Consider the following 15958-nt stretch of genomic DNA (forward strand, 5'->3'; position numbering starts at 1 on the left):
ATCAAGAACATGGCATCCGTTTCCTTCAACAACGTCAAGAAGTCCTACGGCAAGGTCGACATCCTGCACGGACTGGGCTTCGACATCGCCGACGGCGAATTCGTCGTGCTGGTCGGCCCTTCGGGCTGCGGCAAGTCCACGCTGCTGCGCATGCTGGCCGGGCTGGAAGACATCACCGGCGGCGAGATCATGATCGACGGCCGGGTCGTGAACGAGCTCGAGTCCAAGGACCGTGACATTGCGATGGTGTTCCAGAGCTACGCGCTCTATCCGCACATGACGGTGGGCGAGAACATGGGTTTCAGCCTGCGCCTGCGCAATGCCGACAAGTCGGTCACCGACCAGCGCGTGGCCGACGCCGCGAAGATCCTCAATCTCGATGCGTTGCTCGGGCGCTATCCGCGCGAGCTTTCGGGCGGGCAGCGCCAGCGCGTGGCGATGGGGCGTGCCATCGTGCGCGATCCCAAGGTCTTCCTGTTCGACGAGCCGCTGTCCAATCTCGACGCCAAGCTGCGGGTGGCGATGCGCGCCGAGATCAAGGCCCTGCACCAGCGGCTCAAGACCACCACGGTGTACGTCACGCACGACCAGATCGAGGCCATGACGATGGCCGACCGCATCGTGGTCATGCACGACGGTCTCGTCGAGCAGATCGGCACGCCGCTGGAACTCTACGACCGGCCTGACAACCTGTTCGTCGCGCAGTTCATCGGCTCGCCGGCGATGAACGTGATCGAAGGCGTGTTCCGGCGCGACGGCGAGGGCTGCAGCGTGGAGGCGCACGGCGCGCGCTGGCCGGCGCCGGGCGCGACCGCGGCGGCGGACGGGCAGGCGGTGCACTACGGCATCCGTCCCGGCGACATCAGACTCGCGAACGCGGGCAGCGGCGTGGCCGCGAAGGTGATCGTCGTCGAGCCGACCGGCAACGAGACCGAGTTGCTGGTGCAGGTGGGCGAGGCGAAGCTCATCGTGGTGGTGCACGGTCGCGTCGATGCCGCGCCGGACGACATCATCGGCCTCGTGATCGGCGCCGACAGCGCGCACCTGTTCGACAGGCAGAGCAGTCGCCGGCTGAACTGAGCGCTGCGCCTTGCTCATTGCTTGCGTCAATGGCCCCTATTGAGCATCACCCGAGACAACCTGTTGACGCTGGAGGCGTACGCGAAGATCCGCAAGAGCAGCGCGCCGGAGTTCATCGCGCACCGCCGGCTGCGCACGGTGCGCCTGGGCGAGCACGTCAGCATCCAGTTCGAAGACGAGACGACGATCCGCCGCCAGATCCAGGAGATGCTCACATCGAGAAGATCTTCGACGAAGAGGGCATCCAGAGCGAGATCGATGCCTACGCAGCCCTGGTGCCCGACGGCAGCAACTGGAAGGCGACCATTCTGATCGAGTTCCCCGACGCGCACGAGCGCAAGCGCGAACTGGCCCGGCTCATCGGTGTGGAGGACCGCATGTTCGTCGAGGTCGAAGGCCACGGGCGCATCTACGCGATCGCCGACGAAGACATGGAGCGCGAGAACGACGAGAAGACCTCGGCAGTCCACTTCGTGCGTTTCGAGTTCGGCGATGCCGCGCGCGCTGCCGTGCGCGCGGGCGCGAACGGCAGGCTGGGCTGCGACCACAGCAACTACCCGGCGCTCGCGAGCATCGCGCCGGAGACGCTGGCGAGCCTGGCCGGCGACTTGAGCTAGGCGCAAGAGCGTTGGGGGCGCGGCGGCGGGCGGTGTGCCCTGTGCCGGCCGACGTCACTGGCCCTTCGGGCTTCCCTGCGCTGCTCGCGTCAGGCGGGGTCTCGCTCAAACTCGCTTCGCTCAGGCAGTCGCGAGCCCTGATCCGCCTGCCGCTGCGTTGCTCGGCAGTGCCTCAATCTCGAGGGCAGCAGCACGCGCGATGCGGCCACGGTGTTGGTGCCGCTGTTGAACTGCTGTTCGAGCATCGCCTTGATCTGCGCGCCCGTCATCGTCTTCACGACCAGGCTGTTGCCGAAGGGCTGCACGCTGAAGATCTGGCCGTAGCTGACGTCGCCGTTGACGGCCGGAGGCCCATGAAAAAGGGCGCCGAAGCGCCCTTTGTGCAGTGGTCGTGTTCTCAGCGACCGAAGGAGCGGCCACCGCCGCCGTAGCCGCCGCCGCCACCGCCGTAGCCACCGCCTGAACGACCGCCGCCACCGCCCGAACGGCCACCGCCGCCGGACCGGTTGCCGCCGTAGCCACCGCCGCCGCGACGGCCGCGGCCGCCCAGGCTGTCGACGCTGGTGCGCAAGGGATCGGGCTGGCCCGCCGCGCCGGCCACCGCTTCGGCGCGCAGGTGCGCGACCGCATCGGCCTGCGTCGGGCTGTGGCTGTTGCCGTGATGGCGCGGCTGGCGCTCCTCGTGCGGCAGGTGGCCTTGCACCGCGTGGTGCGGTGCATGGTGCGGCGTGCGTGCCGGACCCTGCGGTCCGCGCGCCGGGCCTTGTACCAGCGCCCGCCGCCCTGGCCGCGCTGGCCCTGGCCGCCGCCGTTGCGGCCGGCCGGTGCGCCCTGGCCAGCACCGCCGCCGCGACGCTGGCCGCCGCCATTGCCGCCACCGCTGCTGCGCTGCTCGCCCTGGCCCGCTTTGTTGTCGCGGATGCGCTGCATCATTTCCTGCCGCGCGGCCTTGGCCGCCGCTTGCATCACTTCGCGGCTCGGCGGGCGGCCGGCGCCGCCCCAGATGGTCTGGCGGCCCATCGCGATGGGTTCGGCGCGCTCGCCTTCCTCGGGGCCGAAGCCGTCGATCAGCTTGACCGGGATCTGCTGCTTGGTGAAGCGCTCGATCTCCTGCATGAAGCCTTCTTCGTCGAGGCAGACCAGGCTCACCGCCTCTCCGCTCGCGCCCGCGCGGCCGGTGCGGCCGATGCGGTGCACGTAGTCTTCGCTGACGTTGGGAATCTCGTAGTTCACGACGTGCGGCAGCTCGTCGATGTCGATGCCGCGGGCGGCGATGTCGGTTGCCACCAGCGCGCGGATCTCGCCGCTCTTGAAGCCGGCCAGCGCCTGGGTGCGCGCGCTCTGGCTCTTGTTGCCGTGCAGCGCCATCGCTTCGATGCCGTTCTTGGTCAGGAATTCGGCCACGTTGTTGGCGCCGAACTTGGTGCGGGTGAACACCAGCACCTGGCTCCAGTTGTGCTCGTTGATGATGTGCGCAAGCAGCGCCTTCTTCTTGCCGCGGCCCACCGGGTGGACCACCTGCGTGATGCGCTGCACCGTGGTGTTGCGCGGCGTGACCTGGATGCTCTGCGGGTTCTTCAGCAGCGTGGCGGCGAGGTCGCGGATTTCATCGCTGAAGGTCGCGGAGAAGAGCAGGCTCTGCTTTTCCTTCGGCACCAGCGCGAGGATCTTCTTCACGTCGTGGATGAAGCCCATGTCGAGCATGCGGTCGGCTTCGTCGAGCACCAGCATCTGCACCTGGGCCAGATCGAGCATGCCTTGCTGCTGCAGGTCGAGCAGGCGGCCGGGCGTGGCGACCAGGATGTCGACGCCGCTCTTGAGCTTGCTGATCTGCGGGTTCATGCCGACGCCGCCGAAGATCACGGTCGAGCTCAGCTGGAGGTACTTGCCGTAGGTGCGGATCGACTCTTCGACCTGGGCCGCGAGTTCGCGCGTGGGGGTCAGCACCAGGGCGCGCACGCCGGTGCCGCCGAACTTGTTGGTGGCGCTGCGGCTCATCGTGAGCTTGTGCAGCATCGGCAGCGTGAAAGCGGCCGTCTTGCCGGTGCCGGTCTGGGCGCCGCCGAGCAGGTCATGCCCCTCGAGCACCGCAGGAATGGCCTGGGCCTGGATCGGGGTGGGGGTTTCGTAGCCCTGCTCGTGCACGGCTTTCAAGATGGCCGGGGCCAGCTTCAGTTCATCAAAGTTCATTGAGTTCAACAAGCGCCTTACACGGCGCAGTGGTATTCGCCCGCTACGGCGTCTTGGCGACGTCGAGCCAGTAAAGGCGAATGAGGGTCAGGGGTGGGAGCCTGAAAGCCTTGAGATGGGCCTTCGTCGTCCCCGGCGGAGGGCCGGCGTTGCGGGCAACTGGACCCGGCAACAGGCGCTATTGTCGCATGAGTCGGGTTTCGCCGCCCTCGGCGCGGCTCAGATAAACGAACATGCCCTGGATTGGCTCGCGCTGGTCTTCGCGTATCGGTGCGCGAATCAGCTGGACAACATTGAAGCCGTGTTGCATGGCCAGAGCGCGAAGATAGCGTCCCGAATGGGCGTAGCGCAGGCTCGGCAGCAGTTCGAAGTCGACGCCTTCATGGGCAGCGCATTCGGCCGAAAAGCAGAAGATTCCGTTCGGCGCCATGGCTTTTTCCAGCGCCGCGAACACTGGTTCCAGATCGCCGACGTAAATGAAGACGTCGGCGGCCGTGATCAGGTCGTAGCGTTCGTCCGTGCCTCGCAGGTAGTCCACGATGTCCGCATGCACCAGGCGGTCGTAGAGGCCGAGGGCCTGTGCCTTGTCCATCATCTGGCTGGACAGGTCGACGCCCACGAGTCTTTGGGTCATCGGTTTCAGCAACGGCGCGCAGAGCCCTGTTCCGCAGCCGAGGTCGAGCGCCGAGCGGAAAGGGCCGCGGCCCAATGCGGCCAGATGCCTGGCCAGCGTGCTGTGCGCGCGATAGCCGAGCAGGCCCACCAGATGCGCATCGAACTGATCGGCGTAGTCGTCGAAAAGGGTCTCGACGTAGTGGGCCGGCGCCGTCGCCGGAACAGCCTGCGCGGAGACGGATGCCAGGTAGTAGCGATGCAGTTCCGGATCGGCACCGTGTGCCATGGCTTGCATGAAGGCGTCGGCCGCTTCCTCGTTGCGCTTCATCTCCCGCAGGATGCCGCCGCGATTGCTCCAGGCCTCGGCCAGGCCGGGGTCCGCGCCCAGCGCGCGGTCGTAGGAGGCGAGCGCCTGTTCGGGCCGATCCAGCGCCTGCAGGGTCTGGCCGTGGCGAAACCATGGCTCGGCGGGGGGAAGGATGCCGAGCTGCAGCACCTTCTCGTAGCCGGCCAATGCTTCCCGGTGGCGATTCAACTGGCCGAGCGCAGTGGCCTTGTGAAACCAGGCATCGGCGTTGTCGGCCTCCACCGCGAGCACCTGCTCGGCCACCGCCAGGGCCTCTTGCGGGCGCGACAGTTTCAGCTGCGTGGCGGCAAGATTGATCAGGGTCGAGACGCGTCCCGGGAGCAGCGCGAGCGAAGCCAGGAAGAGCTGCTCGGCGGCGTCGAAGCGGGCTGTTTCGAAGGCCTTCAGCCCGTCGAAGAAGAGCTGCTTGGCCTGGTCGAAGGCATCGTGGGCGGGTGCGGCACACATAGGCGGGTGCGCCTGAGAATAGCAGCGCTTCAGGCCCCCGTTCAAGGAATCGAGGCCCCTGCGTTAGACTTGGCAGCAAACCCCCGGTCGGAAAACGCGCTGCAGCAGCAAGCGCCTGCCATGCAAGGCAGATTCGCCATCGATCCTCGCACAAGATCGTTGCCGGGTTTCCCGACCACCCCGAGCAGTCCCCATCACCGAACAGAGATAGACATGGCCCAGTACGTCTACACCATGAACAAGGTCAGCAAGACCGTGCCGCCAAAGCGGCAGATCTTGAAGGACATTTCGCTTTCCTTCTTCCCCGGCGCCAAGATCGGCGTGCTCGGCCTGAACGGCTCGGGCAAATCGTCGCTGCTCAAGATCATGGCCGGCATCGACAAGGAGATCGAAGGCGAGGCGCTGCCGATGCCCGGCCTCACGATCGGCTACCTCGAGCAAGAGCCCAAGCTGAACGCCGCGCACACGGTGCGCGAGTCGGTCGAGGAAGCGATGGGCGCGGTCTACGCGGCCAAGGCGCGCCTCGAAGAGGTTTACGTGGCCTATGGCGCGGAAGACGCCGACTTCGACGCGCTGGCGGCCGAGCAGGCCCAGCTCGAAGCCATCATCGCGACCGCCGGCACCGATTCCGAGCACCAGCTCGAGATCGCGGCCGACGCGCTGCGCCTGCCGCCGTGGGAAGCCAACATCGGCGTGCTGTCGGGCGGCGAGAAGCGCCGCGTGGCGCTGTGCCGCCTGTTGCTCAGCAAGCCCGACATGCTGCTGCTCGACGAACCGACCAACCACCTGGACGCCGAATCGGTCGAGTGGCTCGAAGTGTTCCTGCAGCGCTTTCCGGGCACCGTGGTGGCCATCACCCACGATCGCTACTTCCTCGACAACGCGGCCGAGTGGATTCTCGAACTCGACCGCGGCCGCGGCATTCCGTGGAAGGGCAACTACAGCACCTGGCTCGAGCAGAAGGGCGAGCGCCTGGCGCAGGAGCAGAAGGGCGAAGAAGCCCACGCCAAGGCGCTGAAGAAGGAACTCGAATGGTCGCGCCAGAACCCGAAGGCGCGCCAGGCCAAGAGCAAGTCGCGCCTGGCCCGCTTCGAGGAGCTGAGCGATTTCGAATACCAGAAGCGCAACGAAACGCAGGAAATCTTCATCCCCGTGGCGGAGCGCCTGGGCAACCAGGTGTTCGAGTTCAAGAACGTCAGCAAGTCCTTCGGCGATCGCCTGCTGATCGACAACCTGAGCTTCGAGATCCCGGCCGGCGCCATCGTCGGCATCATCGGCCCCAACGGCGCCGGCAAGTCCACGCTCTTCAAGCTGATCGCCGGCAAGGAGAAGCCGGACAGCGGTGAGGTGGTGGTCGGCCAGACGGTCAAGATGGCTTTCGTCGACCAGCACCGCGATGCGCTCGCCAACGAGAAGACGGTGTGGCAGGACATCTCGGACGGCCTCGACATCATCAACGTCGGCAAGTTCCAGATGGCGAGCCGGGCCTATGCCGGGCGCTTCAACTTCAACGGCGCCGACCAGCAGAAGAAGGTCGGCACGCTGTCCGGCGGTGAACGCGGCCGCCTGCACCTGGCCAAGACCCTGATCGCCGGCGGCAACGTGCTGATGCTGGACGAACCCTCGAACGACCTGGACGTCGAAACGCTGCGCGCGCTGGAAGACGCCTTGCTCGAGTTCGCGGGCTCGGTGCTCGTGATCAGTCACGACCGCTGGTTCCTCGACCGCATCGCGACCCACATCCTCGCGGCCGAAGGCGACAGCCAGTGGACCTTCTTCAACGGCAACTACCAGGAGTACGAGGCCGACAAGAAGAAGCGCCTGGGCGAAGAGGGTGCCAAGCCGCACCGGATGCGCTTCAAGGCGCTGAAGTAACAATGCGCTGAACCGCCGCAAGCGAGGCAAACTTCCGCTTCCAGATGGGCGCCCGGGGCGCCGTTAGGAGCGGACATGGCTGCGGCGATTCGGTGTGTGGCGGCGTCGATGGTGCTTCTCGCGGGATGCGGGGGCGGGGGTGGCGGGGGCAGCGTCTCCATCAGCGCCTTCGGGGTGAATGGGACGGCGGCACCCGCACCGCCCCCGGCGGCCAATCCGCCGCCGCCGGCACCGCCGGCCTCGCCGATGGTGGTCAAGGTGACGGAGCTGGCCTCCGGCCTCAACAGCCCCTGGGGCCTGGCCTTCCTGCCCGACGGCAAGCTGCTCGTGACGCAGCGCGGCGGGCAGATGCGGCTGCGCAATGGCGACGGCACGCCGGTCAATGGCGGGGCCGATCAGGTCAGCGGCGTTCCGGTGGTGGAGGCGGTCGGGCAGGGCGGCTTGCTCGATGTGGTGGTCGATCCGGCTTTCGCGAGCAACCGCCGCATCTACTTCAGCTACTCGGAACGCGATACGGGCAACGCCAGCCTCAACAGCACCGCGGTGGCGCGCGCCGAACTCGACGTCGCGGCCGCAGCCTGAGCAATTTCGTCGTCATCTATCGGCAGCTGCCCAGAGCGCAGAGCAATGCGCACTTCGGCTCGCGCCTGGTGTTCGATCGCAACGGCTATCTCTTCGTGACCCTGGGCGAGCGCATGAACACCGACCAGCGCGGCTTTGCCCAGGACCTGACGCGCGGGCACGGCAAGGTGGTGCGCATCACCACCGATGGCGTGCCGGCGCCGGGCAATCCCGACTTCGGCGTGGTCGGCGCGCAGCCCCATATCTGGAGCTACGGCCATCGCAATGTGCAGGGTGCGGCGCTGCATCCGGCGACCGGCGATCTGTGGGTCAACGAGCACGGGCCGCAGGGCGGCGATGAAGTCAATCTCTCGCTGCCCGGCAGGAACTACGGCTGGCCCGTCATCAGCTACGGGCAGGAATACGGCACCCTCACGCAGGTCGGCGACGGCACGGCCAAGGCCGGCATGGAGCAGCCGCTGACCTATTGGGAGAAGATCGACGGCTCGGCGTGGACGCCGGGCACGGCGAAGTCCTCGATCGCGCCCAGCGGCATGGCCTTCTACACCGGCGATGCGCTGCCCGACTGGAAGGGCAGCCTGTTCGTCGGCGCGCTGGCGGGCACGGCGCTGTGGCGGCTCACGCTCAACGGCAACACCGTGACCGGGCGTGAACGTCTTCTGGCCGATCGCGGCGAGCGCATTCGCGATGTCCGGCAGGGGCCGGACGGCTGGATCTACCTGCTGACCGACAGCGCCAACGGCAAGCTGCTGCGGCTGCAGCGCTAGGCTTTTGCAGTCTGGGGCACAACAACGGCCGGCATGCGCGCCAGCACCCGCTTGCGCACCGCATAGATGTTGTTGCGCAGCGCGTAGAGCTCTTCGGCGTAGGAGAGCGGCACGGCCACCTTGTTGACCACGCGATCGAGGTCGTCCAATTCCTTGATGAGCGCCTCGCGCTCGCCGGTTCCGGCTTCGAGCTTGTTCTCGACCTCGCGCAGGCGCGCATACCAGCGGAACACGCGCCGGCGCACGCGGAACTGATAGAGGGGCGGCACCACGCGGCTGAGCGGCAGCATCAGCACCAGCAGGCCGCCGAGTACCAGCCACATGCGCTCCACCAGGTTGCTGGCCCAGAAGGGCAGATAACGCTGCCAGAAGGGCGGCGTGCCGTTGATGGCGCGGTCGCCCTCGGGGCTGACCGGCAGCTCGCTGGTGCGGGTGTTCGGGAAATCGCGCGCGCGGTTGAACCAGCCGGCGCCGCTGTGCAGCGTTTGCGCGCTCTGCGCGAACAGCTGGCGCAGGGCGGGATGGGTTTTCTCGCGTGCCAACAGCGAAGTGGTGGCAGCCAGCATCGACAGGTCCTGTGGCGGCAGGTCGACCGCGAGATCGACAACGCCGCGCGGCAGCGTCACGTCCTGCAGGAAGGCGAAGCGCCGCGAATAGGCATCGCTCTGGCCGAACTCCATCAACTGGATGTCCGGAGCGCGCAGCAGCCGCTGCACCAGCGGCGACTGCGGCGCCGAGGCCAGCACGATCACGTCGAGCAGGCCGGCCTGCAGCGCTTCGGTGGCGGGCGACTGCTCAAGGTTCGACAGCTGCAGCTTCTCCGGATCCATGTGATTGGCACGGAACATCCGCTCCATGATCTCCGGCACGCCGCTGCCTGGCTTGTCGACGTTGACTCGCAGCTTCTGGAACTGCGCGATCGAAGTCAGCCGGCCGGTCTTGCGGTCGACCGCGCGCGCCGCGTCGCTGCGGTAGAAGAACCACAGCGGCTCGTAGAACAGGCTGCCGAGCGAGCTGAGCCCCGCTTCCTCGTCGGCCACCGGGTCGGCGCTGCCGCCGCGCACGAAGCCCACGTCGGCGCCGCCGCTGCGCAGCAGCTGCAGGTTGTCCTGCGAGCCGTCGGTCGGCTTGAGCTCGACCTCGATGCCGTTGGCCTTGAGCGCCGTGGCGTAGCGCTTGCCGAACTCGGCGTATGCGCTGCCGGCCGGGCCGGTCGCGAGCCTCACGTGCTTGGGCGGCTGCGGCTCCAGCCACCAATAGGCGGCGATCAGCAGCCCGATGACGAGGAAGACCACGGGGCCGGCCGAGGCGATGAGGTCGCGGATGGAGAGCAGGACGAGGCGGATGGTGCGAGGCATGCGGTGGGATGAAACGGTGCTCGGGGTCGCCGCGGGCGCGGCAGCGGGCATTTTGAGTGGCTTTGGACAGCGCTGCGGTTACAAAGCGCGTGCGAGCGGCCCCTTCACCCCAGGTCCGCAGCGCAAGGAAAGTAGCTCTCCCCGATCCGCACCGTGCGCGCCGCCCGCACCGCCTGCAGCGTGGCCCGCGCCACGACCTCTGCGGCCATGGTGCCCAGCACCGTCATTCCGGGCGCATCGCCTTCGAGCGGCACGCGGCCGGTGGCGAGCGCGAACAGGGTGTCGCCGTCGCTCATGGTGTGAACCGGGTTGATCGCGCGCGCCAGGCCGTCGTGGGCGACGGCCGCGAGCCGGTTGGCCTGCACCTTGCTGAGCACGGCGTCGGTCGCGATCACGCCCAGCGTGGTGTTGGTTCCGGCCAAGAGCGGCTGGGGCAGGTCGCCGCGCAGCAGTGCGCGGCGCGTGTCCAGCAGTGCGCGGCCATCTTCGGTGCGTGCGCCGGCCACGACCTGGGCCGTGTCGGGATCCAGCACGTCGCCGAGCGCATTGCAGGCGATCAGCGCGCCGACTGTCACGCCGTTGACGGTGATCGAGGCTGTGCCGATGCCGCCCTTCATCGCGCGGTGCACGCCGAACAGCTTGCCCACCAGCGCGCCGCTGCCGGCGCCCACATTGCCTTCGGCCGGAGCGGCTGTCGATGCGGCCGCGCAGGCCGCATAGCCGGCGGCGGCATCGGGCCGGATGCGCGCATCGCCGACCGGCAGGTCGAAGAGCACGGCGGCCGGCACGATCGGCAACCTGCCGAAGCGGACGTCGAAACCGATGCCATGCTCTTCCAGCCACTGCATCGCGCCATCGGCCGCCGCCAAGCCCCAGGCGCTGCCGCCCGCGAGCATCACGGCATGCACCTGCTGGACGAAGTTGCCCGGCGCGAGCAGGTCGGTCTCGCGCGTGCCGGGCGCGGCGCCGCGCACGTCCACGCCGGCGACCGCGCCTTCGCGCGCGAGGATCACGGTGCAGCCGGTGGGGCGGCGCGTATCGCTGAAGTGGCCGACTTCGATGCCGGAGACATCGGTGATGGCGCCCGCATGCGGGGCCGGGGAGGAGGCATGTTCATCAGACATCGCCGGCGATTATGGGACCGCGGCGCAGTTCGCCGCGTGCCTGCCGCAGCACCGACCAGCCGCCGCTGATCGCGAGCGCCGCCATCGCGGCGGCCACCGCGAGGTCGGGCCAGGCGCTGCCGGTGCCGAACACGCCCAGCGCCGCGAGCATCACGGCCACATTGCCGATCGCGTCGTTGCGCGAGCACAGCCACACGCTGCGCATGTTGGCGTCGCCTTCGCGGAAGGCGTAGAGCAGCAGCGCGACCAGCACGTTGACGCCCAGCGCCAGCGCGCCGACCAGGCCCATGGTCAGCGCCTCGGGCGGCACGCCCTGCGTGGCCGACCACAGCGCCTTGGCGGCCACGAAGACGCCGAAGCCCAGCATGCTGAGGCCCTTGAGCACTGCGGCGCGCGCGCGCCACGTGAGGCCCGCCGACAGCACGGCCAGGGTCACGCCGTAGTTGGCGGCATCGCCGAAGAAGTCGATCGCATCGGCCAGCAGAGAGACCGAGCCCGAACGAAAGCCGGCACCGATCTCCACGGCGAACATGAGCACGTTGAGTGCCAGCGCCACCCACAGCACGCGCCGGTAGCGCGGCGTGTCGGAGGCCGAAAGATGTTCGTGGTCGTGATCGTGATCGCAGCAGTTCGCAGACATGGTTTCTCCAGTGATGGCACCATTGGAAAGGTTGAAGTCACTGGAAGGTCAAGCCATGGCAGTCGTAAACCCGCCCACCGTGCAGGGTTACCGCATCGGCGATGCCGCCGCGCAGAGCGGCGTGAGCGCCACCAACATCCGCTATTACGAGAAGGAAGGGCTGATCGCGCCGCAGGCCCGCGGCGACAACAGCTACCGGCTCTACACCGATGCCGACGTGCACCGGCTGCGCTTCATCCGCCTGTGCCGCGCCATGGACATGTCGCTCGACGAGGTGCGCACCCTGCTCGGGCTCGACCTGCGCAGCAAGGCCGACTGCGCCGCCGCCTGCGTCGCGCTCGATGCGCATCTGGGCCATGTGCGCGAGCGCCTGCGCGAACTGCGTTCGCTCGAGAAGGACCTGATCGCGCTGCGCGACTGCTGCGACGGCACCGATGCGCAATGCCACATCATCGAAGCGCTGCATGCGCGGGCCGATCGGCAGCCGCTGGCGGGCGCGCAGCGCACGCGGGCTGCGCGCCACGTGTGAGGGCCTGTTAGCGCTATTTGCGCGACCCCACAAATAGCGCTAACAGGCCCTGGCTCAGCGGGCGAGCCCGCGCGGCAGCGCCAGACCGCGTTCGCGCATCACATCGCGCAGCACCGCGGGATCGTCGGTGATGAGGCCATCGACTTGCCAGTCCATCAGCTTCGCCATGTCGGCGCGCTGGTTGACGGTCCAGGGCACGACCTGGAAGCCCAGCGATTGCGCTTCCTTCACCTGCGCGGCCGTGAGATCGTTGAAGGACGGCGACCAGATCACTGCGCCCTTGCTCTCGCCCGCGGCGGCCTTCACCAGGCGCGGCGCCGAGCCGAAGTCCTCGAGCCGCAGGCTCGAGGTCCAGCGGCTGTCCTTCAACGTGCGGCCGCTCGTGAGGTAGGCGCGCCGCATCTGCGGCGCCCACTGGCCGACCAGCGCGAGCGTGCGCCAGTCGAAGCTCTGCACGGTCACGCGCGGCGCCAGGCCGTATTTGTCGATCTCGGCGAGCAGGGCGCGCACCATCTCGTCGGGCGGCGCGGTTTCGTCCGGGCGGGTCGGGTCCAGCTTGGTCTCGATGTTGAAGCGGAGCTGCGTCGCGCCGCGCTCGCGCTCGCGCACGCGCTCGAACAGCGCAGCCAGCGTCGGGATGCGTTCGCCGTCGCTCGCCAGCTGCTTCGCAAACTGCTTGCCGTAGCTGCTCGCGGGATCGATGCGGCCGACGTCGTAGGCCTGCAGTTGCGACAGCGTCAGCGAACGGATCGCGGGCCCCTTGGCCGTGAGAAAGGCGCCGCTCGCGTCGCGCGTGTGGTCCGGATTGAGCACGGTGTCGTGCGAGATCACCACCACGCCGTCGGCCGTGAGCCCGATATCGAGTTCGAGCGTGTCGACGCCCAGGTCCATCGCGTTCGAGAAGGCGGCCAGCGTGTTCTCGGGTGCGAGGGCGCGGCCGCCGCGATGGGCTTGCAGGTCGAAGGCGCGCTTCGCGCCGGGGCCTGGCGAAACGCAGGCCGTGAGCAGCGAGGCCGCGATCAGCCAAGGCGCGAGGCGAGGGGTGAACTTCATTTGAGTTCTACCTTGATGCCGTCCTGTTGCACGGTGATGTCACCGATCTCGTAGGTCTTGCGGCCCACGGTCAGCTCCTCGGCGGTGAAGGTGCGCAGTGGCTGGCCATGCAGCAGCTCCTGCGCGACCAGCGCGCCGATCTGCTGCAGGCGTTCGGCGTCGCGCCCGGTCACGCCCTGCAGTTCGAGCCGTTCGGCCTTGGGCCGGTCGAGCCGCAGCGCACGCGTCGGTGCGTCGTACTTGAGCGCACTGCTGACCGAAACCACGCCTTCGACGGTGGACGGGCGCAACAGCGGGCTTGCAATGGAGAGCACGGCAGTGATCGCCGCGCGATTGGCACTCGCATCGAGGCCCAGCTGCGGGTCGCGCAGGCCGACGGTGAAGATCTCGGCATAGCGCTGCTGCACCGGAAAGCGCTTTGCGATCTGGGCCTGCAACTCCTCGCGGCTCGCGGTGTACTCGCTGGTGAAGAAGTTGAAGCCGGCGAGCACCGCGAAAGGCGCCGGCACTGCGGCGGCACCCAGCAGGGCGCGCAAGAGAAGGCGGCGGGAAACGAGTGAAGAGCGGTTGCGCATACCGCTCGGAGCTTGCCACAGGCGGGAGGGTTCCCTCCGCGCCCGGCCTAGGGCCTGTTAACAGGCCCTAGTCGTGCAGCGAGGAAAGGAACTGTTTCAATTCCGCCGTCTGCGGATTGCCGAACAGATCGGCCGGCGGCCCCATCTCGTGCACGCGCCCCTGGTGCATGAAGATCACGCGGTCGCTGACCTTGCGCGCGAAGCTCATCTCGTGCGTCACCATGAGCAGGGTCATGCCCTCGTCGGCCAGCGATTCGACCACGCGCAGCACCTCGCCCACCAGTTCGGGGTCGAGCGCCGAAGTGATCTCGTCGCACAGCAGCACGGCCGGCTCCATCGCGAGCGCGCGCGCGATCGCCACGCGCTGCTGCTGGCCGCCGGAGAGCTGGTCGGGCATGGCGTCGAACTTCTCGGCCAGGCCGACGCGCGCGAGCAGCTTGCGCGCCTGCGATGCGGCTTCCATGCCGCTGCGCTTCTTGACCAGCGTGGGCGCGAGCATCACGTTCTTGCCGACCGTCAGGTGCGGAAAGAGGTTGAAGCTCTGGAAGATCATGCCCACGTGCTGGCGCAGCTCGCGCATCGCCATCGCGCTCTCGTGCAGCAGCGGCTTGCCGTCCACCGTGAGTGAGCCGTCCTGGAACACCTCAAGGCCGTTGATGCAGCGCAGCAGCGTGCTCTTGCCCGAGCCGCTCTTGCCGATGATGGCGATCACCTCGCCGCGCTTGACGTCGAGGTCGATGCCTTTCAGCACCTCGTTGCTGCCGTAGGACTTGCGCAGCGCGGTGATGCGCACGATGGGCGCCGCGAGGGCAGGAGCTTCAGCGACGAGCGCCATGGATCTTCCTTTCGAGGTTCTTGGCGTACAGGCTCACCGGGAAGCACAGCACGAAGTAGAGCAGGGCGACGCAGCTGAACACCACGAAGGGCTTGAAGGTTGCGTTCGAGATCATGCTCCCGGCCTTGGTGAGTTCGACGAAGCCGATCACCGAGGCCAGGGCGGTGCCCTTGATCACCTGCACCAGGAAGCCCACCGTAGGCGCGACCGCGATGCGCGTGGCCTGCGGCAGGATCACGTGGCGCATCTGCTCGCCGAAGCTCAGCGCGAGGCTGCCCGAGGCTTCCCATTGGCCCTTGGGAATGGAGGCCACGCAGCCGCGCCAGATCTCGGTGAGGAAGGCGCTGGTGTAGAGCGTGAGCGCCACCGCAGCGGCGGTCCAGGCCGACACCTCGATGCCGAAGAGCGCGATGCCGAAGTAGGCCAGGAACAATTGCATCAGCAGCGGCGTGCCCTGGAACAGCTGCACGTAGAGACCGATCAGCCGCTCGGCGAGGCGCCCGCCCGACAAGCGTACGAAGAGCAGCACGGCGCCCACGAAGCCACCGCCGACGAAGGCGATCAGCGACAGCACCACGGTCCAGCGCAAGGCCAAGAGCAGGTTGCGCAGGATGTCCCAGAGGGAGAACTCGACCATGGCTACTTTCCGAAGAAGAACTTCGGCCCCGCCCAGTTGAGCAGCCGACGCGCGCCCACCGAGAGCGCCAGGTAGATCGCCGTCGCGATGATGAAGGCCTCGAAAGCGCGGAAGTTGCGGCTCTGGATCAGATTGGCCGCATAGCTCAGCTCTTCGGTGGAAATCTGGCTGCATACGGCCGAGCCCAGCATCACGATGATGATCTGGCTCACCATCGCGGGCCATACCTTCTTCAGCGCGGGCGGGAGCACCACGCGGGTGAACACCTGCACCTTGTTGAGCGCCAGGCTGACCGCCGCTTCGATCTGCCCGCGCGGCGTGGCCTCGATGCCGGCGCGAATGATCTCGGTCGCATAGGCGCCGAGGTTCATCACCATTGCGATGACCGAGGCGACTTCGGGCGAGAGCTTGAATCCCGCCGCCGGCAGGCCGAAGAAGATGAAGAACAGCTGCACGATGAAGGGCGTGTTGCGGATCAGCTCGACGTAGCTGCCCACGATCCAGCGCAGCCAGGCCGGCCCGCTCGCGCGGGCCCAGGCGCAGGCGATGCCGACCACCATGCCGATGAGCGTGGCGACGAGCGTGAGGCCCAGCGTCCACACGATGCCCTTGACGAGCAGCGGCCATTGGCCGAGCACGGCCCCGAAGTCGAACTCGATGCCCATGG

13 protein-coding genes and 3 pseudogenes are annotated in these 15958 nt (G+C 67.9%); 5 read left to right on the top strand and 11 right to left on the bottom strand.

From position 1 onward, the window contains the following. The first annotated feature begins 9 nt into the window (after positions 1-9). Positions 10-1080, top strand: coding sequence for an ABC transporter ATP-binding protein (locus ACSQ86_RS09315; protein ID WP_436308788.1), 1071 nt, complete (start codon positions 10-12; stop codon positions 1078-1080). A gap of 39 nt (positions 1081-1119) precedes the next feature. Next, positions 1120-1697 (top strand): annotated as a pseudogene (locus ACSQ86_RS09320) (DUF3501 family protein). An 89-nt stretch (positions 1698-1786) separates the two neighbouring features. Here the strand turns inward: ACSQ86_RS09320 and ACSQ86_RS09325 are convergent. From ACSQ86_RS09325 to ACSQ86_RS09335, 3 genes and pseudogenes are all read right to left on the bottom strand, one after another. Continuing rightward, the gene (locus ACSQ86_RS09325; RefSeq protein WP_436308789.1) at positions 1787-2002 is read right to left on the bottom strand and encodes a 5'-nucleotidase C-terminal domain-containing protein; all 216 of its coding nucleotides are present in this window, start codon (positions 2000-2002) and stop codon (positions 1787-1789) included. A 92-nt stretch (positions 2003-2094) separates the two neighbouring features. Continuing rightward, positions 2095-3887 (bottom strand): annotated as a pseudogene (locus tag ACSQ86_RS09330) (DEAD/DEAH box helicase). Between the two features lie 178 nt (positions 3888-4065). After that, complete coding sequence (locus ACSQ86_RS09335) at positions 4066-5316, bottom strand: methyltransferase domain-containing protein (protein WP_436303437.1); 1251 nt, start codon at positions 5314-5316, stop codon at positions 4066-4068. A gap of 213 nt (positions 5317-5529) precedes the next feature. On the opposite strand from ACSQ86_RS09335, the gene ettA reads away from it, so the two are divergent. Both ettA and ACSQ86_RS09345 read left to right on the top strand, forming a co-directional pair. After that, positions 5530-7191 carry an energy-dependent translational throttle protein EttA gene (gene ettA / locus ACSQ86_RS09340; protein WP_093102226.1) on the top strand — a complete coding sequence of 554 codons (1662 nt, stop codon included), beginning with the start codon at positions 5530-5532 and terminating at the stop codon, positions 7189-7191. Positions 7192-7437: 246 nt separating this feature from the next. Next, positions 7438-8540, top strand: a pseudogene (locus tag ACSQ86_RS09345) (PQQ-dependent sugar dehydrogenase). Here ACSQ86_RS09345 and ACSQ86_RS09350 read toward each other — a convergent pair. From ACSQ86_RS09350 to ACSQ86_RS09360, 3 genes are all read right to left on the bottom strand, one after another. Beyond that, on the bottom strand, positions 8537-9898 hold the full coding sequence (locus ACSQ86_RS09350) for a TAXI family TRAP transporter solute-binding subunit (protein WP_436303439.1): 1362 nt from the start codon (positions 9896-9898) through the stop codon (positions 8537-8539). The pseudogene ACSQ86_RS09345 and the gene ACSQ86_RS09350 overlap by 4 nt on opposite strands. A gap of 104 nt (positions 9899-10002) precedes the next feature. Beyond that, on the bottom strand, positions 10003-11022 hold the full coding sequence (locus tag ACSQ86_RS09355; RefSeq protein ID WP_093102231.1) for a P1 family peptidase: 1020 nt from the start codon (positions 11020-11022) through the stop codon (positions 10003-10005). Further along, on the bottom strand, positions 11015-11662 hold the full coding sequence (locus ACSQ86_RS09360) for a cation transporter (protein ID WP_093102232.1): 648 nt from the start codon (positions 11660-11662) through the stop codon (positions 11015-11017). The genes ACSQ86_RS09355 and ACSQ86_RS09360 overlap by 8 nt, the downstream gene beginning before the upstream one ends. Before the next feature lie 55 nt (positions 11663-11717). Here ACSQ86_RS09360 and ACSQ86_RS09365 point away from each other — a divergent pair, with 55 nt between their 5' ends. After that, positions 11718-12191 carry a Cd(II)/Pb(II)-responsive transcriptional regulator gene (locus ACSQ86_RS09365; RefSeq protein ID WP_436303440.1) on the top strand — a complete coding sequence of 158 codons (474 nt, stop codon included), beginning with the start codon at positions 11718-11720 and terminating at the stop codon, positions 12189-12191. A gap of 54 nt (positions 12192-12245) precedes the next feature. On the opposite strand, the gene ACSQ86_RS09370 is transcribed toward ACSQ86_RS09365, so the two are convergent. The 5 genes from ACSQ86_RS09370 to ACSQ86_RS09390 form a co-directional block, all read right to left on the bottom strand. Then, entirely contained in the window at positions 12246-13244 is a 999-nt protein-coding gene (locus tag ACSQ86_RS09370) for a glycerophosphodiester phosphodiesterase (protein ID WP_436303441.1), read from the bottom strand. Beyond that, positions 13241-13780, bottom strand: a complete 540-nt coding sequence (locus ACSQ86_RS09375; RefSeq protein WP_436303442.1) for a DUF1439 domain-containing protein — start codon at positions 13778-13780, stop codon at positions 13241-13243. Before ACSQ86_RS09375 ends, ACSQ86_RS09370 begins: the two co-directional genes overlap by 4 nt. Before the next feature lie 106 nt (positions 13781-13886). Continuing rightward, positions 13887-14654: an amino acid ABC transporter ATP-binding protein gene (locus ACSQ86_RS09380; protein ID WP_436303444.1), complete on the bottom strand. Its 768-nt coding sequence runs from the start codon at positions 14652-14654 to the stop codon at positions 13887-13889. Then, a complete protein-coding gene (locus tag ACSQ86_RS09385) occupies positions 14638-15291 on the bottom strand; it encodes an amino acid ABC transporter permease (protein ID WP_093102241.1) in 654 nt (217 codons plus the stop codon). Before ACSQ86_RS09385 ends, ACSQ86_RS09380 begins: the two co-directional genes overlap by 17 nt. Positions 15292-15293: 2 nt before the next feature. Beyond that, complete coding sequence (locus tag ACSQ86_RS09390) at positions 15294-15956, bottom strand: amino acid ABC transporter permease (protein WP_093102243.1); 663 nt, start codon at positions 15954-15956, stop codon at positions 15294-15296. Positions 15957-15958: the final 2 nt, after the last annotated feature.

Source organism: Variovorax sp. LjRoot130 (genome assembly GCF_964253755.1).
GTDB lineage: Bacteria > Pseudomonadota > Gammaproteobacteria > Burkholderiales > Burkholderiaceae_C > Variovorax.

What these genes read in the sequence shown, in the direction of transcription:
- ACSQ86_RS09315 (WP_436308788.1), top strand. Translation starts at nt 10, where the DNA reads ATGGCATCCGTTTCCTTCAACAACGTCAAGAAGTCCTACGGCAAGGTC.
- ACSQ86_RS09335 (WP_436303437.1), bottom strand. Translation starts at nt 5,316, where the DNA reads ATGTGTGCCGCACCCGCCCACGATGCCTTCGACCAGGCCAAGCAGCTC.
- ettA (WP_093102226.1), top strand. Translation starts at nt 5,530, where the DNA reads ATGGCCCAGTACGTCTACACCATGAACAAGGTCAGCAAGACCGTGCCG.
- ACSQ86_RS09350 (WP_436303439.1), bottom strand. Translation starts at nt 9,898, where the DNA reads ATGCCTCGCACCATCCGCCTCGTCCTGCTCTCCATCCGCGACCTCATC.
- ACSQ86_RS09355 (WP_093102231.1), bottom strand. Translation starts at nt 11,022, where the DNA reads ATGTCTGATGAACATGCCTCCTCCCCGGCCCCGCATGCGGGCGCCATC.
- ACSQ86_RS09360 (WP_093102232.1), bottom strand. Translation starts at nt 11,662, where the DNA reads ATGTCTGCGAACTGCTGCGATCACGATCACGACCACGAACATCTTTCG.
- ACSQ86_RS09365 (WP_436303440.1), top strand. Translation starts at nt 11,718, where the DNA reads ATGGCAGTCGTAAACCCGCCCACCGTGCAGGGTTACCGCATCGGCGAT.
- ACSQ86_RS09370 (WP_436303441.1), bottom strand. Translation starts at nt 13,244, where the DNA reads ATGAAGTTCACCCCTCGCCTCGCGCCTTGGCTGATCGCGGCCTCGCTG.
- ACSQ86_RS09380 (WP_436303444.1), bottom strand. Translation starts at nt 14,654, where the DNA reads ATGGCGCTCGTCGCTGAAGCTCCTGCCCTCGCGGCGCCCATCGTGCGC.
- ACSQ86_RS09385 (WP_093102241.1), bottom strand. Translation starts at nt 15,291, where the DNA reads ATGGTCGAGTTCTCCCTCTGGGACATCCTGCGCAACCTGCTCTTGGCC.
- ACSQ86_RS09390 (WP_093102243.1), bottom strand. Translation starts at nt 15,956, where the DNA reads ATGGGCATCGAGTTCGACTTCGGGGCCGTGCTCGGCCAATGGCCGCTG.